Here is a 24,052-nt window from a genome sequence, read left to right as displayed (position 1 = left end):
CTGGCGCATCGCGCGCCGCGCCGCGTTCATCCGCGCCTCGCGTGGCGCTGTTTATGCTGCGGCCACGTCCATCCAGGTTCGGGAGAGAACACGATGAAAACGACCGCCCTCCGCGGTATATCCGTTGCCCTGGCCAGCGCGCTGGTGCTGTCCGCCTGCGCCACCGGCGGCTCCTACGTGCAGCGCGACCAGTACGGCAATCCCACCGAGCAGCAGAACCGCACCGGCCGCGGTGCGCTGATCGGCACTGCAGTCGGCGTGGCCGCCGGCCTGCTCAGCGGCAGCAGCGCCACCGAGCGCCGCCAGCACGCAATGATCGGCGCCGGCATTGGCGCGCTCAGCGGCGCGGCGATCGGCAACTACCAGGACCGCCAGGAGCGCGCGCTGCGCGAGCGCACTGCCAACACCGGCATCGACGTGCGCCGCGACGGCGACAACATCACCCTCAATCTGCCCGACGGCATCACCTTCGATTTCAACCAGTCCACGCTCAAGCCGCAGTTCTATTCGGCGCTCAACGGCGTGGCGCAGACCCTGGGCGAGTACAACCAGACCATGATCGAAGTGGTCGGCCACACCGACAGCATCGGCAGCGATGCGGTGAACCAGCGCCTGTCCGAACAGCGCGCGTCGTCGGTGGCCGCGTACCTGACCGCGCAGGGCGTGCAGCCCGAGCGCATCCAAACCCTGGGCGCCGGCAAGAAGTATCCGATCGCCGACAACAGCACCGAGGCCGGCCGCGCGCAGAACCGCCGCGTGGAGATCCGCGTGGTGCCGCTGCGCTCCTCCGCCGGCTGACCGACCCGCCGGCCGCAACGACGAACGGGCCGCACTGCGGCCCGTTCGCGTTTCCGTGCTGCCGATGCGAAGCGCCGTGGGCCGCGCGGCTCAGACCAGCGCGGCGTCCTCTTCGTCCTCGGCTTCGGTTTCCGATGCCGCATCCGCTGGTGCAGGTGCGGCGGCGACGCGCGGCAGGGTGGACAGCGACTGCGTGTTCATCGCCACGCCGCTGCACAGGGTGAACTCGGCGCCGTCCTCGGCCTGCTGCGTGGCCAGCTTGGCCGGGCACTGCGCCATCATGTAGCTGACGTCGAAGTTGAGCTTGTCGACCAGGAAGTCGACGAAGGCGCGCACCTTCGGCGAAAGCATGCGCCCGCCCGGGAACACCGCGTTGAAGTCCAGGTCGGGCCCGACCCAGCCGCCGAGCACGCGCCGCGCCTTGCCGGCCTCGATCAGCGGCTTGATCGTCGCATCGCTGGCCAGCACCAGGCCTTCGCCGCAGACCAGGCCGCCGATCAGCGCTGCCGAATCGTTGGCCAGCAGGATCGGCTGGACCAGGAACTCGCCGCTCTGCTTGCCGTTGCGCAGCGGCCAGCACAGCCGGGTGCCGCCGCCGCGGCCGTTGCTCAGCGCCAGCGTGCGGTGGTGCTGCAGGTCGTCCGGATGCAGCGGTTCGCCGTGGCGTTCGATGTAATAGGGGCTGGCGAAGACCTGGGTGCGGAAGGTGGCGAGCTTGCGCGCGACCATGGTCGAATCCGGCAGCGTGCCCATGTGCAGGGCCACGTCCACGCCTTCGGCGATCGGGTCGACCTTGTCGCTGGTCATGATCATCTCCAGCCGCACTTCCGGATGCTGGCGGTGGAATTCGCCCAGGATCGGCGCCACCCAGGAGATGCCGGCCGAGTAGGGCACGCTGAAGCGCAGCCAGCCGCGCGGGCCGGCCTGCAACTGGCCCACCGCGCTCTCGGCTTCCTCCAGTTCGCGGGCGATGCGCTGGCAATGCTCGTGGTAGACCGCGCCGGCCTCGGTCAGCCCGAGCCGGCGCGTGGTCCGGTGCAGCAGGCGCGCGCCCAGCCGCGCCTCCAGGTCCTGCACCTTGCGGCTGACGGTGGTCTTGGGCAGGCCGAGGGCGTTGGCCGCGGCGATGAAGCTGCCTTGTTCGACCACCTTGACGAAGATCAGGGTGTCGTTGAGATCGTGGCTCATGGCGGTTCCTTGGGGTGGAGACGATTGGACCGATAGCGGGACGATTATTCCCCTTAATTCGGACTAATCAAGTGCGGCTTTGGCGCCTAATTTGTCCGCATTCGCCATCACCGACGGTCTTTGCCCATGTCGATGCGCACCCTGTTCCAATTTTTCGCATGCCCCGATCGCCAGCCGCGGCGCCGTTCCGCGTCCATGGCGACGGCGCAATCCCTTTATCCGAAAGCGTTTCGCGAGTTCACGCCGCCGCCGCGGCGCCAGAGCGGCAGCAGTTTGCGCCTGGGCGCGTCCGGCACCGACCGGCTGGGACGCATCGCGATTGTCCCGTCGGCGGGAGGAAAAGTCCCGTGAGCGGGACGTTGGCCCCCGAGGTCCTGGTCCTCGGCGGCAGCGGCACGGTCGGGCAGGGCGTGGTGCAGGCGCTGCTGGAGGCCGGCAGCCCGGTGCTGGCGGTGGCGCGCGACCGCACCCGCCTGGCCGCGCTGCGCGAACGCCACCGCGACGAACCCGGCCTGGACGTGTTGTCCGGCTCGGTCGCCACCGATGCGGCCGCCGCGGCCCTGGTGGCCGAGGTCGCGCAGCGGCCGCGGCCGTTGGCCGGGGTGGTCGCCGCGCTCGGCAGCCCGCTGCGGCCGGGGCGCCTGCTGGAGCGGCCGCTGGGCGCGCTGCGCAAGCGCCTGGATGCCGACCTGCTGCCGCACCTGGCTGCCGCCCGGCATCTGCTGCCGCTGCTGGCGCAGCACGAGCGCGGCGCCCGTTACGTGTTGCTGGGCAGTCCCTGCGCGCTGCGCGCCTGGTCGGGGCATGGCGACAGTTCGGTGGCGGCGTCGGCGATCCGCATGCTCGCCCAGGTGCTGCACGAGGAAGCCAAGCCGCTCGGCGTGCATGTGCATCTGCTGTCGCTGTCCGAGCCGGTGTGCCGCAGCGATGCCGCCATCGACGACTGCCCGGAGTGGTTCACCACCCTCGGCGTCGGCCGCGCCGTGGTCCACCTGCTGGCCGAACCGCAGCGGCCGGACCGTGCGCTGGTCGAGATCGACCGTCGCCACTTCGCCCAGCCGCGCAGCGCCTTGCTCACCCCCTTGCCGTTTTCCTTCTCCACCCACGAGGTCTCTCCATGAATCCGATTCCGATGCCGTCGCGCCTGCTGCCGGGCGCCCTGCGCCCGCTTGCGGTGGCGCTGCTGGTCGCCACGCTGGCCGCCTGCGGCAGCCAGGCCAACGAACAGGGCGCGCCGCCGCCGCCGAGCGTGGGCGTGGCGCCCGCGCTGCAGAAGCAGATCAGCCAGTGGGATGAGTTCAGCGGCCGCGTCGAGGCGGTGGAGCACGTCGACCTGCGCCCGCGCGTGTCCGGCTACATCGACAAGGTCGCCTACGTCGAAGGCCAGGAAGTGAAGAAGGGCCAGGTGCTGTTCACCATCGACGCGCGCAGCTACCGCGCCGAGCTGGCGCGCGCCGAGGCCGATCTGGCGCGTGCGCGCACCCAGGCCAAGCTCAGCGCCAGCGAGGCCGCGCGCGCCAAGACCCTGTCCGAGCAGCAGGCCATCTCCACCGAGAGCTGGGAACAGAAGCGCGCCGCCGCCGAGCAGGCGCAGGCCGATGTGCTGGCCGCGCAGGCGGCGGTGGACAGCGCGCGCCTGAACCTGGAATGGACCCAGGTGCGCGCGCCGATCGACGGCCGCGCCGGCCGCGCGATGGTCACCGCCGGCAACCTGGTCACCGCCGGCGACAGCGCCAGCGTGCTGACCACGCTGGTGTCGCTGGACAAGGTGCACGTGTATTTCGATGCCGACGAAGGCACCTTCCTGCGCTATGCGCAGATGGCGCGCGACGGCCAGCGCCCGAGCGAACGCGACGGCAGCCTGCCGGTGCAGGTCGGTCTGGTCGGCGAGGATGGCTATCCGCACGCCGGCAAGGTCGATTTCCTCGACAACCAACTGGTGCGCAGCACCGGCACCATCCACGTGCGCGCGCTGCTGGACAACGCCGACCGCCGCTTCACCCCCGGCCTGTTCGCGCGGGTGCGGCTGCTCGGAAGCGGCCGCTTCGACGCGGTGCTGATCGACGACCGCGCGGTGCTCACCGACCAGGACCGCAAGTACGTCTACGTGGTCGACAAGGACGGCAAGGCACAGCGGCGCGATGTGCAACTCGGCCGCAGCGCCGAGGGCCTGCGCATCGTGCGCAGCGGCCTGTCCGCCGGCGACAAGGTCATCGTCGACGGCGTGCAGAAGGTGTTCATGCCCGGCATGCCGGTGCAGGCCAAGCCGATCGCGCTGCAGACCACGTCCCCGGCCGCACCGCGCCAGGCCGTCGCCCTCGACTGAGTCGCGGGCGCCGACGCAGCACCGGCTGGCCAGTGCCGGCCGTCCCCGCCGGGCCCGCAACGGCCCGGCGCCGCCACCGGCATGCCTGCGTCCGCGCCCGGCCCCCCGTTTCAACCGTTTCCAGGACCACCACCCATGGACTTTTCCAGATTCTTCATCGACCGGCCGATCTTCGCCGCCGTGCTGTCGATCGTCATCTTCGCCGCGGGCCTGATCGCCATCCCGCTGCTGCCCATCGGCGAATACCCGGACGTGGTGCCGCCTTCGGTGGTGGTGCGCACGGTGTATCCGGGCGCCAACCCCAAGGTCATCGCCGAGACTGTCGCCACGCCGCTGGAGGAAGCGATCAACGGCGTCGAGAACATGATGTACATCAAGTCGGTCGCCGGCTCCGATGGCGTGCTGCAGATGACCGTGACCTTCCGCCCGGGCACCGATCCCGACGATGCCGCGGTGAAGGTGCAGAACCGCGTCGCACAGGCGCAGGCGCGCCTGCCCGAGGACGTGCGCCGGCAGGGCGTGACCACGCAGAAGCAGTCGCCCACCTTCCTGATGGTGGTGCACCTGACCTCGCCCAAGGGCAAGTACGACAGCCTGTACCTGCGCAACTACGCGCGCCTGCACGTCAAGGACGCGCTGGCGCGGATCCAGGGCGTGGGCGATGCGCAGGTGTTCGGCGGCGGCGACTACGCGATGCGCGCCTGGCTGGACCCGGAACGGGTGGCAGCGCGCGGGCTCACCGCTAGCGACGTGGTCGCGGCCATGCGCGAGCAGAACGTGCAGGTGTCCGCCGGCCAGCTCGGCGCCGAGCCGATGCCGCAGAGCAAGTTCCTGACCCTGATCAACGCGCAGGGCCGCCTGCGCACCGAACAGGAGTTCGGCGACATCGTGCTCAAGGTCGGTGCCGACGGCCAGACCGTGCGCCTGTCCGACGTCGCCCGCCTGCAACTGGGCGCCGGCGACTACACCCTGCGTGCGCAGTTGGACGGCAAGAACGCGGTCGGCATCGGCATCTTCCAGGCGCCGGGCGCCAACGCCTTGCAGATCCGCGACCAGGTCATCGCCAAGATGGACGAGCTGACCAAGCAGTTCCCGGACGACGTGAAGTACGAGGCGGTGTACGACACCACCATCTTCGTGCGCGACTCGATCAGCGCGGTGGTGCACACACTGCTGGAGGCGGTGCTGCTGGTGGTGCTGGTGGTGATCCTGTTCCTGCAGACCTGGCGCGCCTCGATCATCCCGCTGATCGCGGTGCCGGTGTCGGTGGTCGGCACCTTCGCCGCGCTGTACCTGCTGGGCTTCTCGATCAACACGCTGACCCTGTTCGGGCTGGTGCTGGCGATCGGCATCGTGGTCGACGATGCGATCGTGGTGGTGGAGAACGTGGAGCGCAACATCGAGGAGGGGCTGAGCCCGCTGGCGGCGGCGCACCAGGCCATGCGCGAGGTCTCCGGGCCGATCATCGCCATCGCGCTGGTGCTGTGCGCGGTGTTCGTGCCGATGGCGTTCCTGTCCGGGGTGACCGGGCAGTTCTACAAGCAGTTCGCGGTGACCATCGCCATCTCCACGGTGATCTCGGCGATCAACTCGCTGACCCTGTCGCCGGCGCTGGCTGCGCGCCTGCTGCAAAGCCACGACGCGCCCAAGGACCGCCTGTCGCGCGGCATGGAGCGGCTGTTCGGCAACTGGCTGTTCCGCCCGTTCAACCGCTTCTTCCACCGCAGCTCCGACCGCTACCAGGGCGCGGTGTCGCGCATCCTCGGCCGCCGCGGCGCGGTGTTCGCGGTGTACGTGGTGCTGCTGCTGGTCACCGGGCTGATGTTCAAGGCGGTGCCGGGCGGCTTCATCCCGACCCAGGACAAGATGTACCTGATCGCCGGTGTGAAGCTGCCGGAAGGCGCCTCGATCGAGCGCACCGACGCGATGCTGCGCAAGGTCGCCACCATCGCCATGCAGACCGATGGTGTGGCCCACGCGATCTCGTTCCCGGGCCTCAACGCGCTGCAGTTCACCAATACGCCCAATACCGGCGTGGTGTTCCTGCCGCTGAAGCCGTTCGCCGAGCGCCACCGCAGCGCATTGGAGATCAATGCCGAGATCAACCAGCGCATCTCGCAGCTGGGCGAGGGCATGTCGTTCGCCTTCATGCCGCCGCCGATCCTCGGCCTGGGCAACGGCAACGGCTACCAGCTGTTCATCGAGGACCGTGCCAACCTCGGCTACGGTGCGCTGCAGAACGCGGTCAGCACGATGCAGGGTGCGGTGGCGCAGACCCCGGGCATGAGCTTCCCGATCGGCACGTATCAGGCCAACGTGCCGCAGCTCGACGCCGAGGTCGACCGGGTCAAGGCCAAGGCCCAGGGCGTGGCCCTGACCGATCTGTTCGATACCTTGCAGACCTACCTGGGCTCGACCTACGTCAACGACTTCAACCAGTTCGGCCGCACCTGGCAGGTGATCGCCCAGGCCGATGCACCGTTCCGCGAGAGCGTGGAGGACATCGCCCGTTTGCGCACCCGCAATGCCAACGGCGAAATGGTGCCGATCGGCTCGATGGTCACCATCAAGCAGACCTACGGCCCGGACCCGGTGCTGCGCTACAACGGCTATCCGGCCGCCGACCTGGCCGGCGAAGCCGATGCGCGTGCGCTGTCCTCGGCCGAGGCGATGGCCAAGATCACCCAGATCGCCAAGCAGGTGCTGCCCAATGGCATGGAGATTGAGTGGACCGACCTGAGCTACCAGCAGGCGACCCAGGGCAATGCGGCGCTGGTGGTGTTCCCGCTGGCGGTGCTGCTGGCGTTCCTGGTGCTGGCTGCGCTGTACGAGAGCTGGACGCTGCCGCTGGCGGTGATCCTGATCGTGCCGATGACCCTGCTGTCGGCGTTGTTCGGGGTGTGGCTGAGCGGCGGCGACAACAACGTGTTCGTGCAGGTGGGCCTGGTGGTGCTGATGGGCCTGGCGTGCAAGAACGCGATCCTGATCGTCGAGTTCGCCCGCGAACTGGAGCTGCAGGGCAAGGGCATCGTCGAATCGGCGCTGCAGGCCTGCCGCCTGCGCCTGCGCCCGATCGTGATGACGTCCATCGCCTTCATCGCCGGCACGGTGCCGCTGGTGTTCTCGCATGGCGCCGGCGCGGAAGTGCGCTCTGCCACCGGCATCACCGTGTTCGCCGGCATGCTGGGCGTGACCCTGTTCGGCCTGTTCCTTACCCCCGTGTTCTATGTCGCCCTGCGCAAGCTGGCCGGGCGGCCGCTGGTCTCGCATGCGCCGGCCCACGCCGACGCGCCGGCGCACGGCTGATTCCTTCTCCATCCTTCTCAGGAGTTTCGCAATGAACGCAGCACACAAGATCGCCCTGGTCACCGGCGCCACCCGCGGCATCGGCCTGCACACCGTGCGCCAGCTGGCCGAAGCCGGCGTGCACACCCTGCTGGCCGGGCGCGACGCGACCCGTGCCAGCGCCGCGGCGCTGGAACTGCAGGGCGAAGGCCTGCCGGTGGAGCCGCTGACCCTGGACGTCACCGACGCCGCCAGCATCGCCGCCGCGGTGGAGACAGTGCGCGCACGCCACGGGCGGCTGGACATCCTGGTCAACAACGCCGGCATCCTGCGCGACGACCTGCGCCTGAGCGTGTCGCAGCAGTCGCTGGAGTCCTGGCGCGAGACCTTCGACACCAACCTATTCGGCCTGATCGCCGTCACCCAGGCGTTCCTGCCGCTGCTACGCGAGGCTCCGGCCGCGCGCATCGTCAACGTCTCCAGCCTGCTCGGCTCGCTGACGCTGCACAGCCAGCCGGGCTCGCCGATCTACGACTTCAAGGTGCCGGCGTACAACGTGTCCAAGAGCGCGGTGAACGCCTGGACTATCCAGCTGGCCTACGAACTGCGCGAGACCCCGATCAAGGTCAACACCATCCACCCCGGCTACGTGAAGACCGACATGAACGCGGGCGAGGGCGAGCTGGAGGTGGCCGACGGTGCGCGCAGCAGCGTGATGATGGCGCTGCTCGACGCGGACGGCCCCACCGGCAGCTACACCCATGTCGGACAGGTGCTGCCATGGTGATCCGGCCCGCACTCGGCGCGCTGGCGCTGGCGCTGCTCAGCGCCTGCGCCAGCGTCGGCCCCGACTACCATGCACCGGCGCAGCCGCCGGTGACGCTGCAGGGCACGGCGTCGCCGGTGTTCGCGACCGAGTCGCCGGTCGCGTCCTGGTGGGCGCAGTTCGACGATCCGGTGCTGGAACAACTGGTGCACGACGGACTGGTCGCCAACCTCGACCTGCGCATCGCCCTGGCGCGCGTGCACGAGGCGCGCGCGGTCTTCGCCGAGCAGCGCCTGGATCAGGCGCCGCACGTCACCGCCGGCGGCGACTACACCCGCGGCAAGGCCCCGGATGCCGATGCCGGCGGCGCGCGCGTGCTCACCGAGAGCTACCGGCTCGGTTTCGATGCCGGCTGGGAGCTGGACCTGTTCGGGCGCCAGCGCCGTGCCAGCGAGGCCGCGCGCGCGAACCTGGAGGCCGAGCAGGCCGGCCTGGCCGACGCCCAGGTCACTGTGGCCGCGGAGATCGCACGCAACTACTTCGCCCTGCGCGGCACCCAGAAGCGCATCGCCCTGGCGCGCACCACGCTGGACAACCTGCGCGACACCCAGCGCCTGACCGAGACCCGCTGGCGGCTGGGCGCGGGCAGCGAACTGGACGTGCAGAGCAGCCGTGCGCGGCTGAAGGCGATCGAGGCCGACATCCCGTTGCTGGAAGTCGACGCCGCGCAGGCGCGGCACCGGCTGGCGGTGCTGCTGGGCAAGCCGCCGGGCACGCTCGACGCGTTGCTGGCGCCGCAGCCGACCCCGGCCTATGCGCGGGCCTTGCCGCTGGGCGACACCACGCAGTTGCTGCGCCGGCGTCCCGACGTGCGCATCGCCGAACGCCGCCTGGCAGCGGCGACCGCGCAGGTCGGCGTGGCCACCGCCGACCTGTTCCCGCGGATCAGCCTGTCCGGCTTCGTCGGCTTCCTGTCCGGCGATGCCGGCGCCTTGCTGCACGGCCGCAGCAAGGCCTGGTCGCTGACCCCGTCGATCCAGTGGGCGGCGTTCGACCTGGGCAGCGTGCGCGCACGCCTGCGCGCGAGCGAAGCACAGGCCGACGGCGCCGCCGCCGACTACGAGAAGACCGTGCTCGGCGCGCTGGAGGACACCGAGAACGCCTTGACCGCCTACGCCCACGAACAGGCGCGGCTGGCGATCGTGGCCGAGCAGACGCAGGCCGCGCAGCGGGCCGAAGCGCTGGCGCAGATCCGCTATCGCGAGGGGTCGGAGGATTTCCTGACCCTGCTCGATGCGCAGCGCACGCAACTGACGGCCGAGGCCGACCTGGCCGACGCCGAGGCGGCGGTGAACATCGGCGTGGTGCGGGTATACAAGGCGCTTGGCGGCTGGGGCCAGGATGCGGGCACGGATGCCGGCAGCAGGGACGTTGCGACCACCGCGGGGGCGGCGTCGGCGGTGCAGGCGCGCTGAGCGGGCGGGGTACTCAAAGGCCGCGGTGCGGGCCGACTGCACGCACCGCGGCCTTCTCGGCACCTCACTTCATCTGCTTTTTGTCAGCATCAGGCTGGTGCGGGCTTCCTGTAGGAGCGGCTTCAGCCGCGACGGGCGTTCCCGGTGAAGCCCGTCGCGGTTGCATGACAGTTGACTCCAACGGCTTGCGGCGAGCCGTCCGTGTGCACTGTGGGAGGGACTTCAGTCCCGACGCATTGCGCCATCGGAACGCTCACCACCTCGCGCGGCATGACAGTTGACGCCCACAGAGGGTTTCCTGCCATTAGAGCCCTCCTGATTGCGGCGACCGGATCGCAGACCAGCCGGGCACGCGGCAGATCGCTGCCGATGCCCGCCGCTCAATCCTGCGCCACGTCCTCGGCGATCACGTAGCGGTCGCGTCCGTTGTTCTTGGCCTGGTACAGCGCGGTGTCGGCGCGCGAGAACCAGTCGTGCCACTGCGCCTCGTCGCAGAGCATGGCCGCGCCCAGCGACACGGTGATCGTGCCATTGGGACCTTGCAACGTGGTGCGTGCGGCGTCGTGCAGGCGCCTGGCGAAAGCGGACAGTTCGGTCGCCGACTGCAGCCGTGCGACCACCACGAACTCCTCGCCGCCGAAGCGGAACACCTCGTCCGGCGCGCGCACCTGCGCACGCAGCAGCGCAGCCAGCTCGACCAGCACCCGGTCGCCCTCGGCATGGCCGTAGAGGTCGTTGACTTCCTTGAAGTGATCGATGTCGAGCACGATCAACCCATGCCGGCGGGTCGCGCGGCGCGGATCGGCCACCCGCTGCGACAGGCTTCGCTCGAGCATGCGCCGGTTCGGCAGCCCGGTCAGCGAATCATGCGATGCCAGTTGCTCCAGTTGCACGCGGTCGCCTTCCAACCGCAACGCCAGCATGTAACCCAGCCCGGTGATCAGCAGCGACACCGACACCATCGAGAAGAAATGCTCGGCGCCGAGCGCGGTCGGCGTGACCACCAGCAGCACCGCGATCAGGGTGGCGTTGCAGGCCAGCGCGACGTTGCGCGTCACCGCAAAGAAGTTGCTCATCATCACCAGGTACAGCCATGGCACCGCGGCATGCCGTAGCGCATGGCAGGCCAGGGCGCTGCCCAGCAGCCAGCTCAGCGACAGCAACGGATCCATGCGGCCATCGCCGCGATGCAGCGCCAGCCAGGTCGCCAGCGCGGCCAATCCGGCCAGCGCGGTGCCGGCCAGGGCGGTCGCCGGCGCGCCGATCGCCATCTGGTAGACGGCGAACAGCAGCAGCACCGCCGCCGTGGACGGGCCCAGGACCTTGATGATGCCGAGCCGGAAGTGCCGGCGCAGAGTCAGGCCCGCGCTCACGGAGAAGCGCTCCGGCACGGCGCACGGTCATGGCGGGCGGGTGAAGCGGGGCGGGCGACGAACATGGCGACGTCAGAATGGCGGAAGAGTGTTGCAATGCCAGAGGCAAGTTCCATGCCTGGATTTCTTTTGTGGTGTGTATCCCGTGCTGACACGGGAAAGGCGGCAGTACCCACACCAAGGGCGCCGCAACGGCGTCGCGTTGGCGCGGGGAGTGGCGTCGTACCGATGGCCTTGCGTCACGCGGCAGGCGCTGTCTGGCCGCGACGAACAGAGCAGCGTTGCTGAAGCAAGCTCGCCTGGTGCTTTTTCCCAAACTCTTCCCGCGTGAGAAGCGCCGTGCATCGCCGGATGGAGCGTTCGGGCGAAGCCTGGCGTGCACCGGGATGCATGCCGCGGTCGCATCGGGGTCGATTGCATGCACGACGGTGCAGGCTTCGGCGCTGGCGTGCCACGCCGGCACCGGTCGCGTTAGCAGCGAGGGGATGAGCGCAATCTGCCCGCCAGGGACGGCTACGCTTCGCTGCCGTCGATGGCCTTCAGCCCTTTCTGGCTGAGCGCGAGATCGCCATCCTCGCCTTGCGCCGCATAATTTTCGCGCACCGCCCAGTTCGCTTCCGCTTCGCTGACCGGTGTGGTGGCGTGGATGTCCTGCAGGATGCGCAGTTGTTCCTGGGTCAAGGGCATGGCGCGAAGTCTCGGATCGGAAAGGGCATTCCACCCTACAGACCGCCGGTGACGGACATGTCGGTGCGTTGCCGGGGCGTCACGATTGCCGACGCCTGTGCGCATGATCGCGGCGAGGAAGGACGGCGTCGGTCTCGTCGCACGGCCACGACGCCGCCGACATCATTCCGCAACGCCTCGAGGACGCCGGCGTAACGCACCCCCACGCATGATGCGCCTACCAGCTGTGCGGCCGGGGCGATGCCTGGGGCTGCTTCAAGGATGCAGGCATCCGCGGCTGGACCACCTTCTCCCGCATCGGCAGGCCCAACGGCCTGCCGATGCTGTTTTGTGCCAGCGCGTCGAGGACAAGCCGCCCGCCAGACACGCAATGACGCGCCTGGGCGCGCCATCGCGTAGAGGATGTGTCGATCTCGCCAGACCTCAGGCGACGCCGGCCCCACCGGTCGCGCCGAACACTTCGCCGGTCAGGTAGCTGCCTTCCTGGCTGGCGAGGAGCACGTACAGTGGTGCGATCTCGACCGGCTGGCCCGGGCGCTTGAAGTGCGTCTTCGAGCCGAACTGGGTGACCGCCTCCATCGGTTGACCGCCGGAGGACTGCAGTGCGGTCCAGAACGGACCCGGGGCCACCACGTTCGCCCGGATGCCCTTTTCGCTCAACTGCGCCGCCAACGCCTTGGTGTAGGCGACGATGCCGGCCTTGGTGGTCGCGTAGTCGAGCAGGATCGCCGACGGATCGTACGCCTGGATGGAGGCGGTGGTGATCACCGCCGCGCCCGGCGGCAGGTGCGGTACCGCGGCGCGGCAGATCCAGTGCATGGCATAGAGATTGGTCTTGAGCGTCTTGTCGAAATCCTCGTCGCTCACGTCGCCGATGGCTTCGCGATATTGCTGCCGCCCCGCGTTGATCACCAGGATGTCCAGGCCGCCCAGGCCGGCCACCGCTTTATCGACCAATTCCGCGCACCACTGCCGATCGGTGATGTCGCCCGGCAGGCTGATCGCCTTGCGCCCTTCGGCTTCGATGAGGGCGATGACCTCCTGTGCGTCCGACGCTTCCTCGGCAAGGAAGGAGATGGCCACATCGGCGCCCTCGCGCGCAAACGCGATCGCCGCGGCGCGGCCGATGCCGCTGTCGCCGCCGGTCACCAGCGCCCGGCGGCCCGCCAGCTTGCCCGATCCGCGATAGCTGGTCTCGCCGTGGTCGGGCACCGGCTCCATCTCCGAGGCCTTGCCCGGCACCGGTTGCGGCTGCGGCGGGAACGGCGGCTTGGGGTACTGTTCGCGCGGGTCCTGCATCTTCAGTCGATCGTTCATCGCGTCTTCCTCTTCTTGGCGTGTGGTTGCAGTTTTACCGGGTTGGTTTTCGTGTTCTCGATGCTCGACATCGCCATGATCTGCGCGAGATGGCTCAGTCCTTGCGGAAAGTTGCCGAGGAATCCGCCGGAGTGCGGATCGACCATCTCGCTCAACAGGCCATTGCAGCGATCGAGCGCGTCGTTGAGTTGCGTCAGCCGTTTTTTGGCTTTGGCTTTCTGTCCCAGGCGGGCATAGGCTTCGGCGATCCAGTAGGAGCAGGCGACAAAGCAGCCTTCTTCCTGCGCCATGCCGGAGTAGCGGTAATGGAACGCGCCGGCACCCAGCATGCGGTCGATCGCATCCAGCGTCGCCAGCAGGCGTTCCTTGCCGTCGAAGCGGAAGCGTGCAGCCAGCGCCACCGACGCATCCAGCTTGTCGCTGCCCGGATACATCACGAAGGCCTGTTGCGCATCCGACCAGCAGTGGACTTCGATCCAGTCCTTGATCCTGTCGCGCTCGCGTTCCCAGCGATCGCGACACGTTGTTGGCAGTTGTCCCTGGTCGGCCAGTTCGACGGCCCTGGCCAGCGCCTGCCAGCAGCTGACCTTGGACATGGTGTAGTGCTGCAGTTCGGGCAACTCCCAGATCCCCGAATCGGCCTTGCGCCAGCGATCGGCGCATTGGTCGGCGAGCCGGGACAGCAGTTCGGCGCTGGAGGCGTCCAGGATGTTGCCGCGGCTCACGAAGCAATAGGCGGTCTCGAAGATGTCGCCGTAGATGCCGTGCTGGTGCTGCCCGCCGGCGAGATTGCCGCGCACCACCGGCACGGTGTTGCGGTAGCCGGCGGCCTCCAGTTCGGTGACGTCGGGCACCAGTCCGCCATCCAGGGTGAACACCACTTTCGGCCCGTGCTGGCGCAGTTGCCGGATCAGCCAGGTGAACGCGGCCTTCGATTCCGCTTCCAGACCCGCGGCCAGAAACGCCTGGATGGTGTAGCCGGCATCGCGGACCCAGGCATAGCGATAATCGAAGTTCTTGTCGCCGCCGATGCGTTCGGGCAGCGACGTCGTCGCGGCAGCGGCGATGGCGCCGGAGGGCGAGTAGAGCAGCAACTTGAGCGCAAGCGCGCTGCGCACGAAAAAATCCCGGCCCTCGCGCGGGAAGGTCACGTTCTTCGACCATGCCCGCCATTCCTTGTCGGTCAGATCGATGCGGCTGTCGATCTCCTCGATAGTGGGCGCAACCAGCGGCTCGTCCTCGCCGACGACCAGGGCGATCGTCGCGCGTTGTCCCTTCGCGACGGTGATGTCGCCGCGAACGCCATGGTCCGACCACACGCAGCGCAGCCTGTCGTCGTGGATCATGACGCCAAGCAGGCGGTCGACATGGAATACGGTGTGAGGACCGATCGCCGCGCAGTAGGGGCTGGCGTTCTGCGCCCGCAGGCTGAATTTCAGCTCCAGCCGGAAGCGCACTTTCCCGCGCTGGCATTCGATGCGTCGCGCAAGCTCGCACCAGGGCAGTCGGCCCGCATGCCCGCTGTTGAGCGACTCGGTCAGCGTCGCCTGCCCGGAGGCGGTGGTGAAGGTGGTGACCAGGACATTGCTGTCCTTGCGATAGTGCCGTTCGGTGCGGAATGGCTGGTCCGGGGCGAGGACGAAGTAGCCGCCTTGCTCGGCATCCAGCAGCCGGTCGAACAGCGGCGCGCTGTCCATGTTGGGCGCGCACCACCAATCGATCGATCCATCCGTCCCGGTCAGGGCGACCGAGCGTCCTTCGCCGAGTGCGCCGTAATGCTCGATCGGCAGTACGCCCTCGCTGCGGTCGACGTTGGAGGTTGAGCGGCGTGGCCGGGCGGTCGTCGGCACGTGCTCAGGCTCCACGCCAACACGTGCCAAGGCCGCGCTGGGGCGTCGTCGATTCCAGCATGACGTGTCGAGCAAGCATGGGGGCAGGTGCGAAGGGAAGGGCAGCCCGACGGTAGTGGCCCCTCTGCCGAGGCCCGGTGAAGACGGCACGCGGCTACGTCGGCCTGCACGTGGCGTGGACGAGGGCTGTTCCATCGTGCGTGACCGTCATCGAGGTGCGCCATGGCAACACCGGTCCTGTACTTCCTGCACGCCCTCGGTTCGAGCAGACGCGAGTGGTCTTCGGTGATCGATCTCCTGGGCGCGCGCTTCGATTGCATTGCACTGGATATTCCCGGCTTCGGCGATGCGCCGGCGTTGGACCGTCCCGATGTCACGGCGCTGGTCGATTGGTTCGCAGGCGAGGTCGCGCGGGACAGGCCGGATTGCTGGTATGTGGTGGGCCACAGCATGGGCGGAAAGATCGCCACGCTGACCGCCGTGCGCGCCCGCGATGGCGTGGCCGGACTCGCCGGCTTGGCCGGCGTTGTGCTGGTGGCCGCATCGCCTCCCGCGCCCGAGCCGATGGACGAATCCCGGCGGCAGACCATGTTGTCGTGGTTCGACGGTGCCGGCCCCACGCGGCAGCAGGCCGAGCAGTTCATCGATGACAACTGCGCGGCGCCGTTGCCGACGCCCCCGCGCGATGGTGCCGTCGACGACGTCCTGCGCAGCAGTGCGCGCGCATGGAACGCCTGGCTCACCCATGGCAGCCGCGAGGATTGCGCGGCGCACGCCGGCTGCATCGAGGTGCCCGCGCTCGTTGTCGCCGGCAGCGAGGACGGCGATCTCGACGAGGCAGCGCAGCGGCGCTGGAACCTCCCGCATTACCGCGATGCGCGCCTCACCGTGGTGGCGCAGGCAGCGCACCTGATTCCCTACGAGCGACCGCAGGCACTCGCGGCGCTGATCGCCGCGCATGTCGATGGCACCGCGGCACGCCGGCTGCCCGACGACTTCGTGGCATTGCTCAACGCCGAGCGTGTCGCCCCGAGGATGCGCAAGACGCTGCTGCATCGCCATGCCGGGCCGTCCCGTGCGGCGAACGGGATCTTGAGCGCGCATCAGTCCGGCACGCTGGCCGCGGTGATCGAGCGCGTGCTGGATGGTGCGGGCGACGCCGGCGATATCGCACGCCGCATCGACGTCGATCTCGCCAACGGGGTGGGAGACGGGTGGCGGTTCGCCGACCTGCCGCCCGATCGTCTCGCCTGGCCGACGGGGCTGGATGCGCTGGACGCATTGTCCGGCGGCTTCGCCGCCTTGCCCGCCCAGGACCAGGACCACTGGCTGCACGCCATCTCCGTGCACGGGGCAGGCGACTGTCGCGAGTGCGGATGGAGCGCGGCGCAACTCGCCGCCTGGTTCGAAGACGTGCGCGCCGAGACGGTGCGGGTCTGGACGAGCCTTCCCGCCACCATGGCGGCCTTGAGTTACGACGGGTTCGCCGTGGGTGGATTGGGTGCGGGCAGTCCCGGCTATCAGGAGACCGCCGCCGATCGGCGCGAGGCCTGGCAACTGCTGCCCAAGGCGCATCCATGACTGCCGCATCGGCTGCTGCGGTGGATGCGGTCGTGGTCGGCAGCGGCGCCGGCGGCGGTCCGCTGGCCGCGCGACTGGCACAGGCTGGCGTCTCGGTGGTGGTGCTGGAAGCCGGCGCCGCATTCGGTCCGCACGCGCACCGCGCGGACGAGCTGGCGACGGATATCTACTGGATGGAAGAACGCCTCAGCGGCGGGCGCACGCCGACGGCGTTCGGTCCGAACAACTCCGGGACGGGGCTCGGCGGATCGACGCTGCACTGGGGCGCGTTCTGCCCGCGCCCGGACCCGCGCGATCTGCAGCTGCGCACGCAGACCGGCCAGGGCGAAGACTGGCCGATTCCGCACCAGGAACTGCTGTCCTACCTGCAGCGCGTCGAACGCTTCATCGGCGTGTCCGGGCCGGCGGTCTATCCCTGGGACAGCGAGCGCTGCTATGCGTTCCCGCCTGCCCAGCGCAACGCGCCCGCCGAGGCGATGGAGCGCGGCTGCCGTGCCCTCGGCATCACCGCCGCCGATGCGCCAGCGGCGCTGGTCACCCGCACGCACGAGCAGCCGCATTGGGGCACGCGCGTGGCCTGCAACAACTGCGGTGCCTGTCATCAGGGCTGCAGCAACGGCGCCAAGGTCAGCGTGGACACGACCTGGCTGCCGCTGGCACGCGCGCATGGTGCGGACCTGCGCAGCGAGTGCCGGGTCGTCGGCATCGAGCGCAACGGCCTGGGTGCCGTCACCGGCGTGGTCTACCGGCAGGGCGAGCGCGAGTTACGCCAGCGTTGCGCGGCCTTGTTCCTGTGCGCCGGCGGCGTGGAAACGCCGCGCTTGCTGCTGAACCTGGGACTGGCCAATTCCAGTGGACAGGTCGGGCGCAATTTCATGGCGCATATCGCGACCCAGGTCTGGGGCACGTTCGACATGGACATGCGCATGAACCGCGGCTACCCCTCCTCGCTGATGAGCGAGGACATGCTACGCCCCGCGCAGGCCGATTTTGCCGGCGGCTATCTGATCCAGAGCCTGGGCGTGCAACCCGTGACCCTGGCCAATACGCTGGCGCGCGGTGCCGGGCGCTGGGGCGCGGCGCTGGTGCAGACCATGACGCGCTACAACCGTCTGGCCGGTATCGGCATCAATGGCGAATGCCTGCCGCAAGACGCCAATCGCCTGACGCTGGCCGACGAGTGCGATGCCTTCGGTCTGCGCAAGGCTCGGGTCGACTTCAGCTACGGTCCCAACGAACAGGCGATCGATGCCCACGCCAGGCGCACGCTGCAGGCGATCTGGGAGGCGGCCGGTGCCGAGGACATCTTTGCCGCCGCGCGCTCGGCGCACACGCTCGGCACCTGCCGCATGGGCCGCGATCCCGCGCAGGCCGTGGTCGATCCGGATGGCCGTTCGTTCGACATCGGCAATCTCTACGTCTGCGACAACTCCGTCTTTCCCAGCGCCTTGGCGGCCAATCCGGCCCTGACGCAGATGGCACTCGGCCTGCGCACGGCCGAGCGGTTTCTCGCCCACTAGGCGATTGCGTCCCCCCTTTACCCAACGAGGAAAAACGACATGGACCTTGGAATCAACCAGCGGATTGCCCTGATCAGCGGCGCCGACTCGGGCATGGGCAAGGAGACCGCCCGCCAACTGCTGCAGGCCGGCGTCCGTGTGGCGATCACCGACCGTGCGGACGGCACGCTCGATCAGGCGCTGTCCGAGCTGTCGGGCCTGGGCGAAGTCATCGCCGTGGCGGGCGATGTGACGCGTGCGAACGATGTCGCGGAGATCTGGGCGCAGGTCCGGGCGCGACTGGGCGATCCGGACATCTACGTCAATGCGGCCGGTGTCACCGGCGCGACCGGCGACTTCCTCGACGTGAGCGATGCCGGCTGGCTGGAAACGCTCGACATCAACCTGATGGGCGCGGTGCGGATGTGCCGCGAAGCTATTCCCGCGATGCGCCGAAATGGCTGGGGGCGGATCGTCCTGTTCGCGTCCGAGGACGCCGTGCAGCCCTACGTGGACGAACTGCCCTACTGCGCGTCGAAGGCGGGCATCCTGAGCCTGGCCAAGGGCCTGTCCAAGGCCTACGGCGGCGACAACGTGCTGGTCAACACGGTGTCGCCCGCGTTCATTCATACCCCGATGACCGACGCGATGATGCACAAACGCGCCAATGAGAAGGGGATGACCTTCGATGAAGCAGTGTCTTCTTTCCTGGACGAAGAGCGTCCCGGCATGGTGCTGAAGCGGCGCGGCCGGCCGGAAGAGGTGGCGGCGGCGGTCGCGTTTCTGTGCTCCGAGCGCGCCAGCTTCATCAATGGCGCCGGGATCCGGGTCGATTCGGGATCGGTGCAGACCATCGCCGGGTGAGTTGGAGGAGGAACACTGCGTGAACGCTGCTGTCGACGCGGCTAGCGCGACAGCAGTTTTGCCTTCTGCGCCTGGAACTCGGCATCGGTGAGCAGGCCTTTCTTCCGTAGGTCGTCCAGCTTCAGCAGTTCGGCGTAAAGATCGGGCTGCGCGCCGAGAGCGCGTGGCGCGTCGCCGGTTGCGGCCGGCGATGTCGCGCTCGCGTTCACCTCGATTTGCATGTCGGCTCGTGGCTGCAACCCGACGGTCTCATCGGAACCTTGCGAAACTAGACGAAACTGATACTCGACGTATGGCCACTGGCCCGGTCCGCCTGCGTCCACCGTTTCCATTGCCACCGGTACCGCCTGCATGTTCTTGGCGGCGGCGAACGCGTTGGCGGCGAGAAGCGCTTTGCGCTTGGTCGTCGCAGCGCTGGCGAAGATGCCGGCATGGTTCTTGACCGTCACCATCCACACGCCGGGTGACACCTGCGCAAACTCTGGTTCACCGGCCTGCGCGGTGCCGGCCAGCGCCATCCATAGCATGGACACGAAAAGAATGCGTTTCATGGGCCTTCCTCAGCGAGTGATCGCGGCGCCTGGTAATCCTGCTGGGTCGTTGGCGTCCCGCTCATCATGGCATGCGACCGCGTGATCGACCGAGCCAAGGTTGGCAGACGGGCGCTTTGCGTAGGGCCCGGTCCGCGTGTTGCCGGCCAGCATCAGACACAAAAAAAGCCGGAAACCTCGATGCAATCGGGATTCCAGCTTTGTTTGCACGTCCATGGACGTTTGGATGGTGGAGGTGGGCGGAATCGAACCGCCGTCCGAAGGCACTCCATCCCCGGCACTACATGCTTAGCTCATCGTTGGATCTCGCCCCGGAACAGCACGATGTGCGAAGCGCATCCCGGGACCAGCCTGCTTGATTTAGCCAATGGCTGACAGGCAGCCACCACCGGCGATTCCGTGATAATGACCCTACGTCGCGAGCACGGACACAAGCGATTTCGGGGCTAGGCCTTAAGCGGCCAGAGCGTAGTTGTCGTCGTTGGCAACTATAAGTTTGCGGCTGGATTTACGAGGAAAGCTGCCCCCTCGGCATGCGCCAAGCGATTTTGCAACCCCCGTCGAAACCAGTGCACCCCCGGGGACAACGTCAAACGCTGACCTGCACAGTGTAGGGATCGGGGAGGGCAGTCACAAGTCTTGAGACAGGCCGCGCTTAAGCTGGCTTCACTGCGACGCCGGCCCGTCACGCCGCCGTCCCCAGGCATTCCCCCAGGCATGGAGCAGCGCAATGGCAAGCAGACAGCCGCGTGGCCGCAGCAGCGGGCGCGCGCCCAAGGCACCCGTCACGTCCCCGACCTCCAAGCCCGGCAAGACGCCGGTCAAGGCGCAGGCGCCATCCGCCGCCAAGCCGAGGGCGGCAGCGCGCAAGACGGCGGCAGGCGGCGCACGTGCTGCCAAGCGGGCGCAGAAGACGACGCCGGCAGGAGCGGCTGCGTCGGCAAGGCCCGCAACAGCGTCCAGCTCCAACGTCTCGGCTCCCGACACCAGCAGGCCTGCCTCGGCGACGCGTGCCGCGCCACCGCCACCGCCAGCGCGCACCGCGCTGCGGCCCAAGGCCACCGGCGAAGGCTCGCTGGCGCAGGGGCAGGCGCGCACCGTCGTCTACATCCATGGCATCGGCAACAAGCCGCCGGCCGAGGTGTTGCGCTGCCAGTGGGATCGCGCCCTGTTCGGCCGCGCGATGGGCGAGCGCACGCGCATGGCCTATTGGGTCAATCGCGAACGCTATCCGTCGCCGGAGCCGGGCGATTGCCAGGATCAGGACCGCGGCCCGGTATTGAACCAGGTCGAGCAACGCATGCTGAGCGCGCTCGGCGTGGCGCCGCAACTGGCTGATCTGCGCCAGCTCGCCGACACCCTGGCCAGCAGCGACGCCGAGCGCGCGCGCTTGCACCAGGTGCTGGACGAGGTGGAGACGGCGGCGCCGCCACCGGCGGCGGGGACGGCCGAGGTGCATGCGCAGGGCGTGATCGACGTGTTCAACCGCGCGCTGCTCAAGCTGATCTCCGCGGCGCTGCTGCAGGACGTGCACGATTTCTTCTTCGTGCCGGCGCGACGTGAGCAGATGCGCGACAACCTGCTGCAACGCATCCGCGCCGGCGGCGGCCCATTCGTGATCGTCGCGCACAGCCAGGGTTCGCTGATCGCCTACGACGTGCTGCGCGAACTGCAGCCGCAGGACTGCGAGGTGTCGCTGCTGCTCACGCTCGGCTCGCCGCTGGGGCTGCCGGTGGTGCGCAGCATGTTCAAGGAGTGGACCGGGACCCCGAAGCTGCCGTTCCCGCCCTGCGTGACGCGCTGGGTCAACGTCGCCGAGCGGCGCGACCCGGTGGCCCTGGACGCCGATCTCAGCGATGACATCGCTGATGCCGGCGAGCGCTTCCACAACATCGCCGGATCGAAGATCAACCCGGATTGGCAGCACAACCCGCATTCGGCCGCCGGCTACCTGTCCATCCCCGACGAGCGGGCCGAGGTGAGGCGTGCGGTGGGGGTGGGCTTCGATCAGCCGATCGCGCACCCCGTATTGATCAAGGACCTGTCCGACCAGTTGGAAGCGCGTGCGCCGGACTATCGTCACGAGGTGCTGATCGAACTCGAGCGGTTGTCCGACGCCGGCGATCCGGCGCAACGCAAACATGAGTTGATCGCCGCGTTGCGCGCGCTGACCGAGGCCTCCACCGGCCTGCACGGCGAGGCGCTGGATGCGCAGATCGAACTGGAAGACACAATGCAGCGCTACGTGTCGGCGCGGCTGACCCGGTTCGAGATCGAGAGTCTGCGCGAGCGCTATCGCGACCTCAATCTGAAACGCCTGTGGCGCGATGCGGGCAAGCGCGCGCTGATCTACCAGTCGCGCAGCACGATCCAGGTGGACGCGGCGCAGGTGGCCTATCGCGCACTCGGCGCCGGGATCGGCTGGGCGGTGCTGGACAGCGGCATCGCCGCGGCGCATCCGCACTTCCACGCCGCCGGGCAGCCGCCGACCGTGCTGGCCCAGTGGGACTGCACCCAGCGCGGGCGCCCGCGCGCCTTGCGCCCGGGCGAGGCCGGCTTCGATGCGCTCGACGGCAACGGCCACGGCACCCACGTGGCCGGCATCATCGCCGGACAATGCGAGGCGCCGCTGCCCGGTTTGCCGGCCACTGCGCCGCTGCAGTTCGCCGGCATGGCGCCGCTGGCGCGGCTGTACGGCCTGAAGGTGCTGGACGACGACGGCAACGGCCGCGACTCCTGGATCATCAAGGGCGTGCAGCAGGTGGCCGAACTCAATGAGCGTGCCGGCGAACTGGTGGTGCATGGGGTCAACCTGAGCCTGGGCGGCTACTTCGATGCCGAGAGCTACGGCTGCGGCTTCACCCCGCTGTGCAACGAGTTGCGCCGGCTGTGGCGACAGGGCGTGGTGGTGGTGATCGCGGCCGGCAACGACGGCCTGGCCTGGCTGATGCAGGGTGACGGCGAGGCCTACCCGCTGAACCTGGACCTGAGCATCGGCGACCCGGCCAATCTGGAGGAGTCGCTGGCGGTGGGTTCGGTGCACAAGAGCAGCCCGCACAGCTACGGCATTTCGTATTTCTCCTCGCGCGGCCCGACGGCCGATGGCCGCTACAAGCCCGACCTGGTCGCGCCGGGCGAAAAGATCCTGTCGGCGCATCACGGGTTTGTGGTCGAGGATCCCGGCACCTGGATGGTGGAGATGAGCGGTACCAGCATGGCGGCGGCGCATGTGTCCGGGCTGATCGCTGCGTTCCTGTCGGTACGCCGCGAGTTCATCGGCGCCCCGGATCGGGTCAAGCAACTGGTGCTGGCGCAGTGCCTGGACCTGCAGCGCGATCGCTACATGCAGGGCAGCGGGTTGCCGAGTTTGATGCGGATGCTTGGCGGGACGTGAGGGGGGCGGGGATGATCAGCCATTCGGCTGCTGAAAAGCCGGGGATTCGGGATTGGGGATTCGCAACGGCGGATCCCCGGCGCCCCGCATTTCCTGTAGGAGCGGCTTCAGCCGCGAGGCGGTGAGGCGAGATTGGCGATTGGGGATTCGCAACAGCAGCTCCCAGTCCGCATGCTCTTTCATACGGGAGTCTGCTGGCGCCCTGATGGCTGAACACCAACGTTTGAGGAACACCGCTTGAGATGGCTGGCGTGCCCTGTACGGCGGGCGCTTTGGAATCACGTCGAGATTCCGGCGTCATCGCGTCGCGGCTGAAGCCGCTCCCACAAGGGCATTCATGCACAGCGGCGCGCTCTTGCGGCTGCCGTGCCACGGTGTTGCGGCGTCGCACTTGCGGCAGAGCTTGTGGGAATGGCAGCCGCGGTTGCGACTCTCCAATCCCCAATCCCGGCTTCACCGGGTCGCGGCTGAAGCCGCTCCTACAGGAAAGGCGAGGCGGGCAAGAGTGCTTAGGCGGGGCAGGAGACTCGCTCTTGCGAATCCCCAATCCCGAATCCCCACTCCCAGCCCCTCAGGCATTCTTGTTGTGCCGGCGCATGATGCGCTGCTTGTCGCGGGCCCAGTCGCGGTCCTTGGCCGCGTTGCGCTTGTCGTGGTCCTGCTTGCCCTTGGCCAGTGCGATCTCGAGCTTGATCTTGTTCTTGCTCCAGTACATCGCGGTGGGCACGAGGGTGTAGCCGTCGCGTTCGACGCGGCCGATCAGCTTGTCGATCTCGTTCCGGTGCAGCAGCAGCTTGCGCGTGCGGCGGTCGTCGGCCACCACGTGGGTGGAGGCCTGGATCAACGGGGTGATCTGCGCGCCGAACAGGAATAGCTCGCCCTGGCGCACGAAGGCGTAGCTCTCGCCGATGTTGGCGCGGCCGGCGCGGATCGACTTCACCTCCCAGCCCTGCAGGGCCAGGCCGGCCTCGTAGCGGTCCTCCAGGTGGTATTCGTGGCGCGCGCGCTTGTTCAGGGCGATGGTCTTGTTGGCCGTCGCGCCGTTTGCTTTATCCTTGGCGGGTTTCTTGCTCATCTTGCTATTGTCTCCGATTCGGG

Annotated in this window: 18 protein-coding genes and 1 other RNA gene; 11 read left to right on the top strand and 8 right to left on the bottom strand. The window is 68.7% G+C overall.

Translation table 11 applies throughout. The features are described 5' to 3' along the window. Window positions 1–93 precede the first annotated feature (93 nt). The gene (locus RAB71_RS12815; RefSeq protein WP_010344429.1) at window positions 94–798 is read left to right on the top strand and encodes an OmpA family protein; all 705 of its coding nucleotides are present in this window, start codon (window positions 94–96) and stop codon (window positions 796–798) included. A 90-nt stretch (window positions 799–888) separates the two neighbouring features. On the opposite strand, the gene RAB71_RS12810 is transcribed toward RAB71_RS12815, so the two are convergent. Continuing rightward, a complete protein-coding gene (locus RAB71_RS12810; protein ID WP_010344431.1) occupies window positions 889–1,986 on the bottom strand; it encodes a LysR family transcriptional regulator in 1,098 nt (365 codons plus the stop codon). A gap of 126 nt (window positions 1,987–2,112) precedes the next feature. On the opposite strand from RAB71_RS12810, the gene RAB71_RS12805 reads away from it, so the two are divergent. From RAB71_RS12805 to RAB71_RS12780, 6 genes are all read left to right on the top strand, one after another. Then, window positions 2,113–2,337 (top strand): hypothetical protein, encoded by a 225-nt coding sequence (locus RAB71_RS12805; RefSeq protein ID WP_081482012.1) that lies wholly within the window; start codon window positions 2,113–2,115, stop codon window positions 2,335–2,337. Then, window positions 2,334–3,107, top strand: coding sequence for an SDR family oxidoreductase (locus RAB71_RS12800; RefSeq protein WP_208625095.1), 774 nt, complete (start codon window positions 2,334–2,336; stop codon window positions 3,105–3,107). Before RAB71_RS12805 ends, RAB71_RS12800 begins: the two co-directional genes overlap by 4 nt. Continuing rightward, window positions 3,104–4,312, top strand: coding sequence for an efflux RND transporter periplasmic adaptor subunit (locus RAB71_RS12795; protein ID WP_010344283.1), 1,209 nt, complete (start codon window positions 3,104–3,106; stop codon window positions 4,310–4,312). The genes RAB71_RS12800 and RAB71_RS12795 overlap by 4 nt, the downstream gene beginning before the upstream one ends. A 135-nt stretch (window positions 4,313–4,447) precedes the next feature. Further along, on the top strand, window positions 4,448–7,618 hold the full coding sequence (locus RAB71_RS12790; protein WP_010344282.1) for an efflux RND transporter permease subunit: 3,171 nt from the start codon (window positions 4,448–4,450) through the stop codon (window positions 7,616–7,618). A 31-nt stretch (window positions 7,619–7,649) separates the two neighbouring features. After that, a complete protein-coding gene (locus tag RAB71_RS12785; protein ID WP_010344281.1) occupies window positions 7,650–8,384 on the top strand; it encodes an SDR family oxidoreductase in 735 nt (244 codons plus the stop codon). Then, on the top strand, window positions 8,378–9,838 hold the full coding sequence (locus RAB71_RS12780; RefSeq protein ID WP_010344280.1) for an efflux transporter outer membrane subunit: 1,461 nt from the start codon (window positions 8,378–8,380) through the stop codon (window positions 9,836–9,838). The genes RAB71_RS12785 and RAB71_RS12780 overlap by 7 nt, the downstream gene beginning before the upstream one ends. A 380-nt stretch (window positions 9,839–10,218) precedes the next feature. Here the strand turns inward: RAB71_RS12780 and RAB71_RS12775 are convergent, their stop codons facing one another. The 4 genes from RAB71_RS12775 to RAB71_RS12760 form a co-directional block, all read right to left on the bottom strand. Then, window positions 10,219–11,211, bottom strand: a complete 993-nt coding sequence (locus RAB71_RS12775) for a GGDEF domain-containing protein (protein ID WP_010344279.1) — start codon at window positions 11,209–11,211, stop codon at window positions 10,219–10,221. A gap of 513 nt (window positions 11,212–11,724) precedes the next feature. Next, window positions 11,725–11,892, bottom strand: a complete 168-nt coding sequence (locus RAB71_RS12770; RefSeq protein WP_167397476.1) for a hypothetical protein — start codon at window positions 11,890–11,892, stop codon at window positions 11,725–11,727. Window positions 11,893–12,321: 429 nt separating this feature from the next. Then, complete coding sequence (locus RAB71_RS12765; protein WP_010344277.1) at window positions 12,322–13,215, bottom strand: SDR family oxidoreductase; 894 nt, start codon at window positions 13,213–13,215, stop codon at window positions 12,322–12,324. Then, a complete protein-coding gene (locus RAB71_RS12760) occupies window positions 13,212–15,065 on the bottom strand; it encodes a glycoside hydrolase family 15 protein (RefSeq protein WP_010344276.1) in 1,854 nt (617 codons plus the stop codon). The genes RAB71_RS12765 and RAB71_RS12760 overlap by 4 nt, the downstream gene beginning before the upstream one ends. 222 nt (window positions 15,066–15,287) lie before the next feature. Between RAB71_RS12760 and RAB71_RS12755 the strand changes: the two genes are divergently transcribed. From RAB71_RS12755 to RAB71_RS12745, 3 genes are read left to right on the top strand one after another with little or no spacing between them, the layout of a single operon-like run. Next, the gene (locus RAB71_RS12755) at window positions 15,288–16,646 is read left to right on the top strand and encodes an alpha/beta hydrolase (protein ID WP_029562287.1); all 1,359 of its coding nucleotides are present in this window, start codon (window positions 15,288–15,290) and stop codon (window positions 16,644–16,646) included. After that, window positions 16,643–18,166: a GMC family oxidoreductase gene (locus RAB71_RS12750; protein WP_010344274.1), complete on the top strand. Its 1,524-nt coding sequence runs from the start codon at window positions 16,643–16,645 to the stop codon at window positions 18,164–18,166. Before RAB71_RS12755 ends, RAB71_RS12750 begins: the two co-directional genes overlap by 4 nt. Window positions 18,167–18,205: 39 nt before the next feature. Next, window positions 18,206–19,009 carry an SDR family NAD(P)-dependent oxidoreductase gene (locus RAB71_RS12745; protein ID WP_010344273.1) on the top strand — a complete coding sequence of 268 codons (804 nt, stop codon included), beginning with the start codon at window positions 18,206–18,208 and terminating at the stop codon, window positions 19,007–19,009. A gap of 41 nt (window positions 19,010–19,050) precedes the next feature. Here the strand turns inward: RAB71_RS12745 and RAB71_RS12740 are convergent, their stop codons facing one another. Together RAB71_RS12740 and ssrA are read right to left on the bottom strand one after the other, a co-directional pair. Further along, complete coding sequence (locus RAB71_RS12740) at window positions 19,051–19,560, bottom strand: SHOCT domain-containing protein (RefSeq protein ID WP_010344272.1); 510 nt, start codon at window positions 19,558–19,560, stop codon at window positions 19,051–19,053. Window positions 19,561–19,787: 227 nt separating this feature from the next. Next, window positions 19,788–20,139, bottom strand: a transfer-messenger RNA (tmRNA) gene (gene ssrA, locus RAB71_RS12735). 565 nt (window positions 20,140–20,704) lie between these two features. On the opposite strand from ssrA, the gene RAB71_RS12730 reads away from it, so the two are divergent. Further along, window positions 20,705–22,954: a S8 family peptidase gene (locus RAB71_RS12730; RefSeq protein ID WP_029562285.1), complete on the top strand. Its 2,250-nt coding sequence runs from the start codon at window positions 20,705–20,707 to the stop codon at window positions 22,952–22,954. Window positions 22,955–23,525: 571 nt separating this feature from the next. On the opposite strand, the gene smpB is transcribed toward RAB71_RS12730, so the two are convergent. After that, window positions 23,526–24,029 (bottom strand): SsrA-binding protein SmpB, encoded by a 504-nt coding sequence (gene smpB / locus RAB71_RS12725; RefSeq protein ID WP_010344270.1) that lies wholly within the window; start codon window positions 24,027–24,029, stop codon window positions 23,526–23,528. Window positions 24,030–24,052: the final 23 nt, after the last annotated feature.

Source organism: Xanthomonas sacchari (genome assembly GCF_040529065.1).
GTDB classification, from domain to species: domain Bacteria; phylum Pseudomonadota; class Gammaproteobacteria; order Xanthomonadales; family Xanthomonadaceae; genus Xanthomonas_A; species Xanthomonas_A sacchari.
Note: the sequence above shows the minus strand (reverse complement) of the source record. Positions and strands in the feature narration are given on the sequence as shown.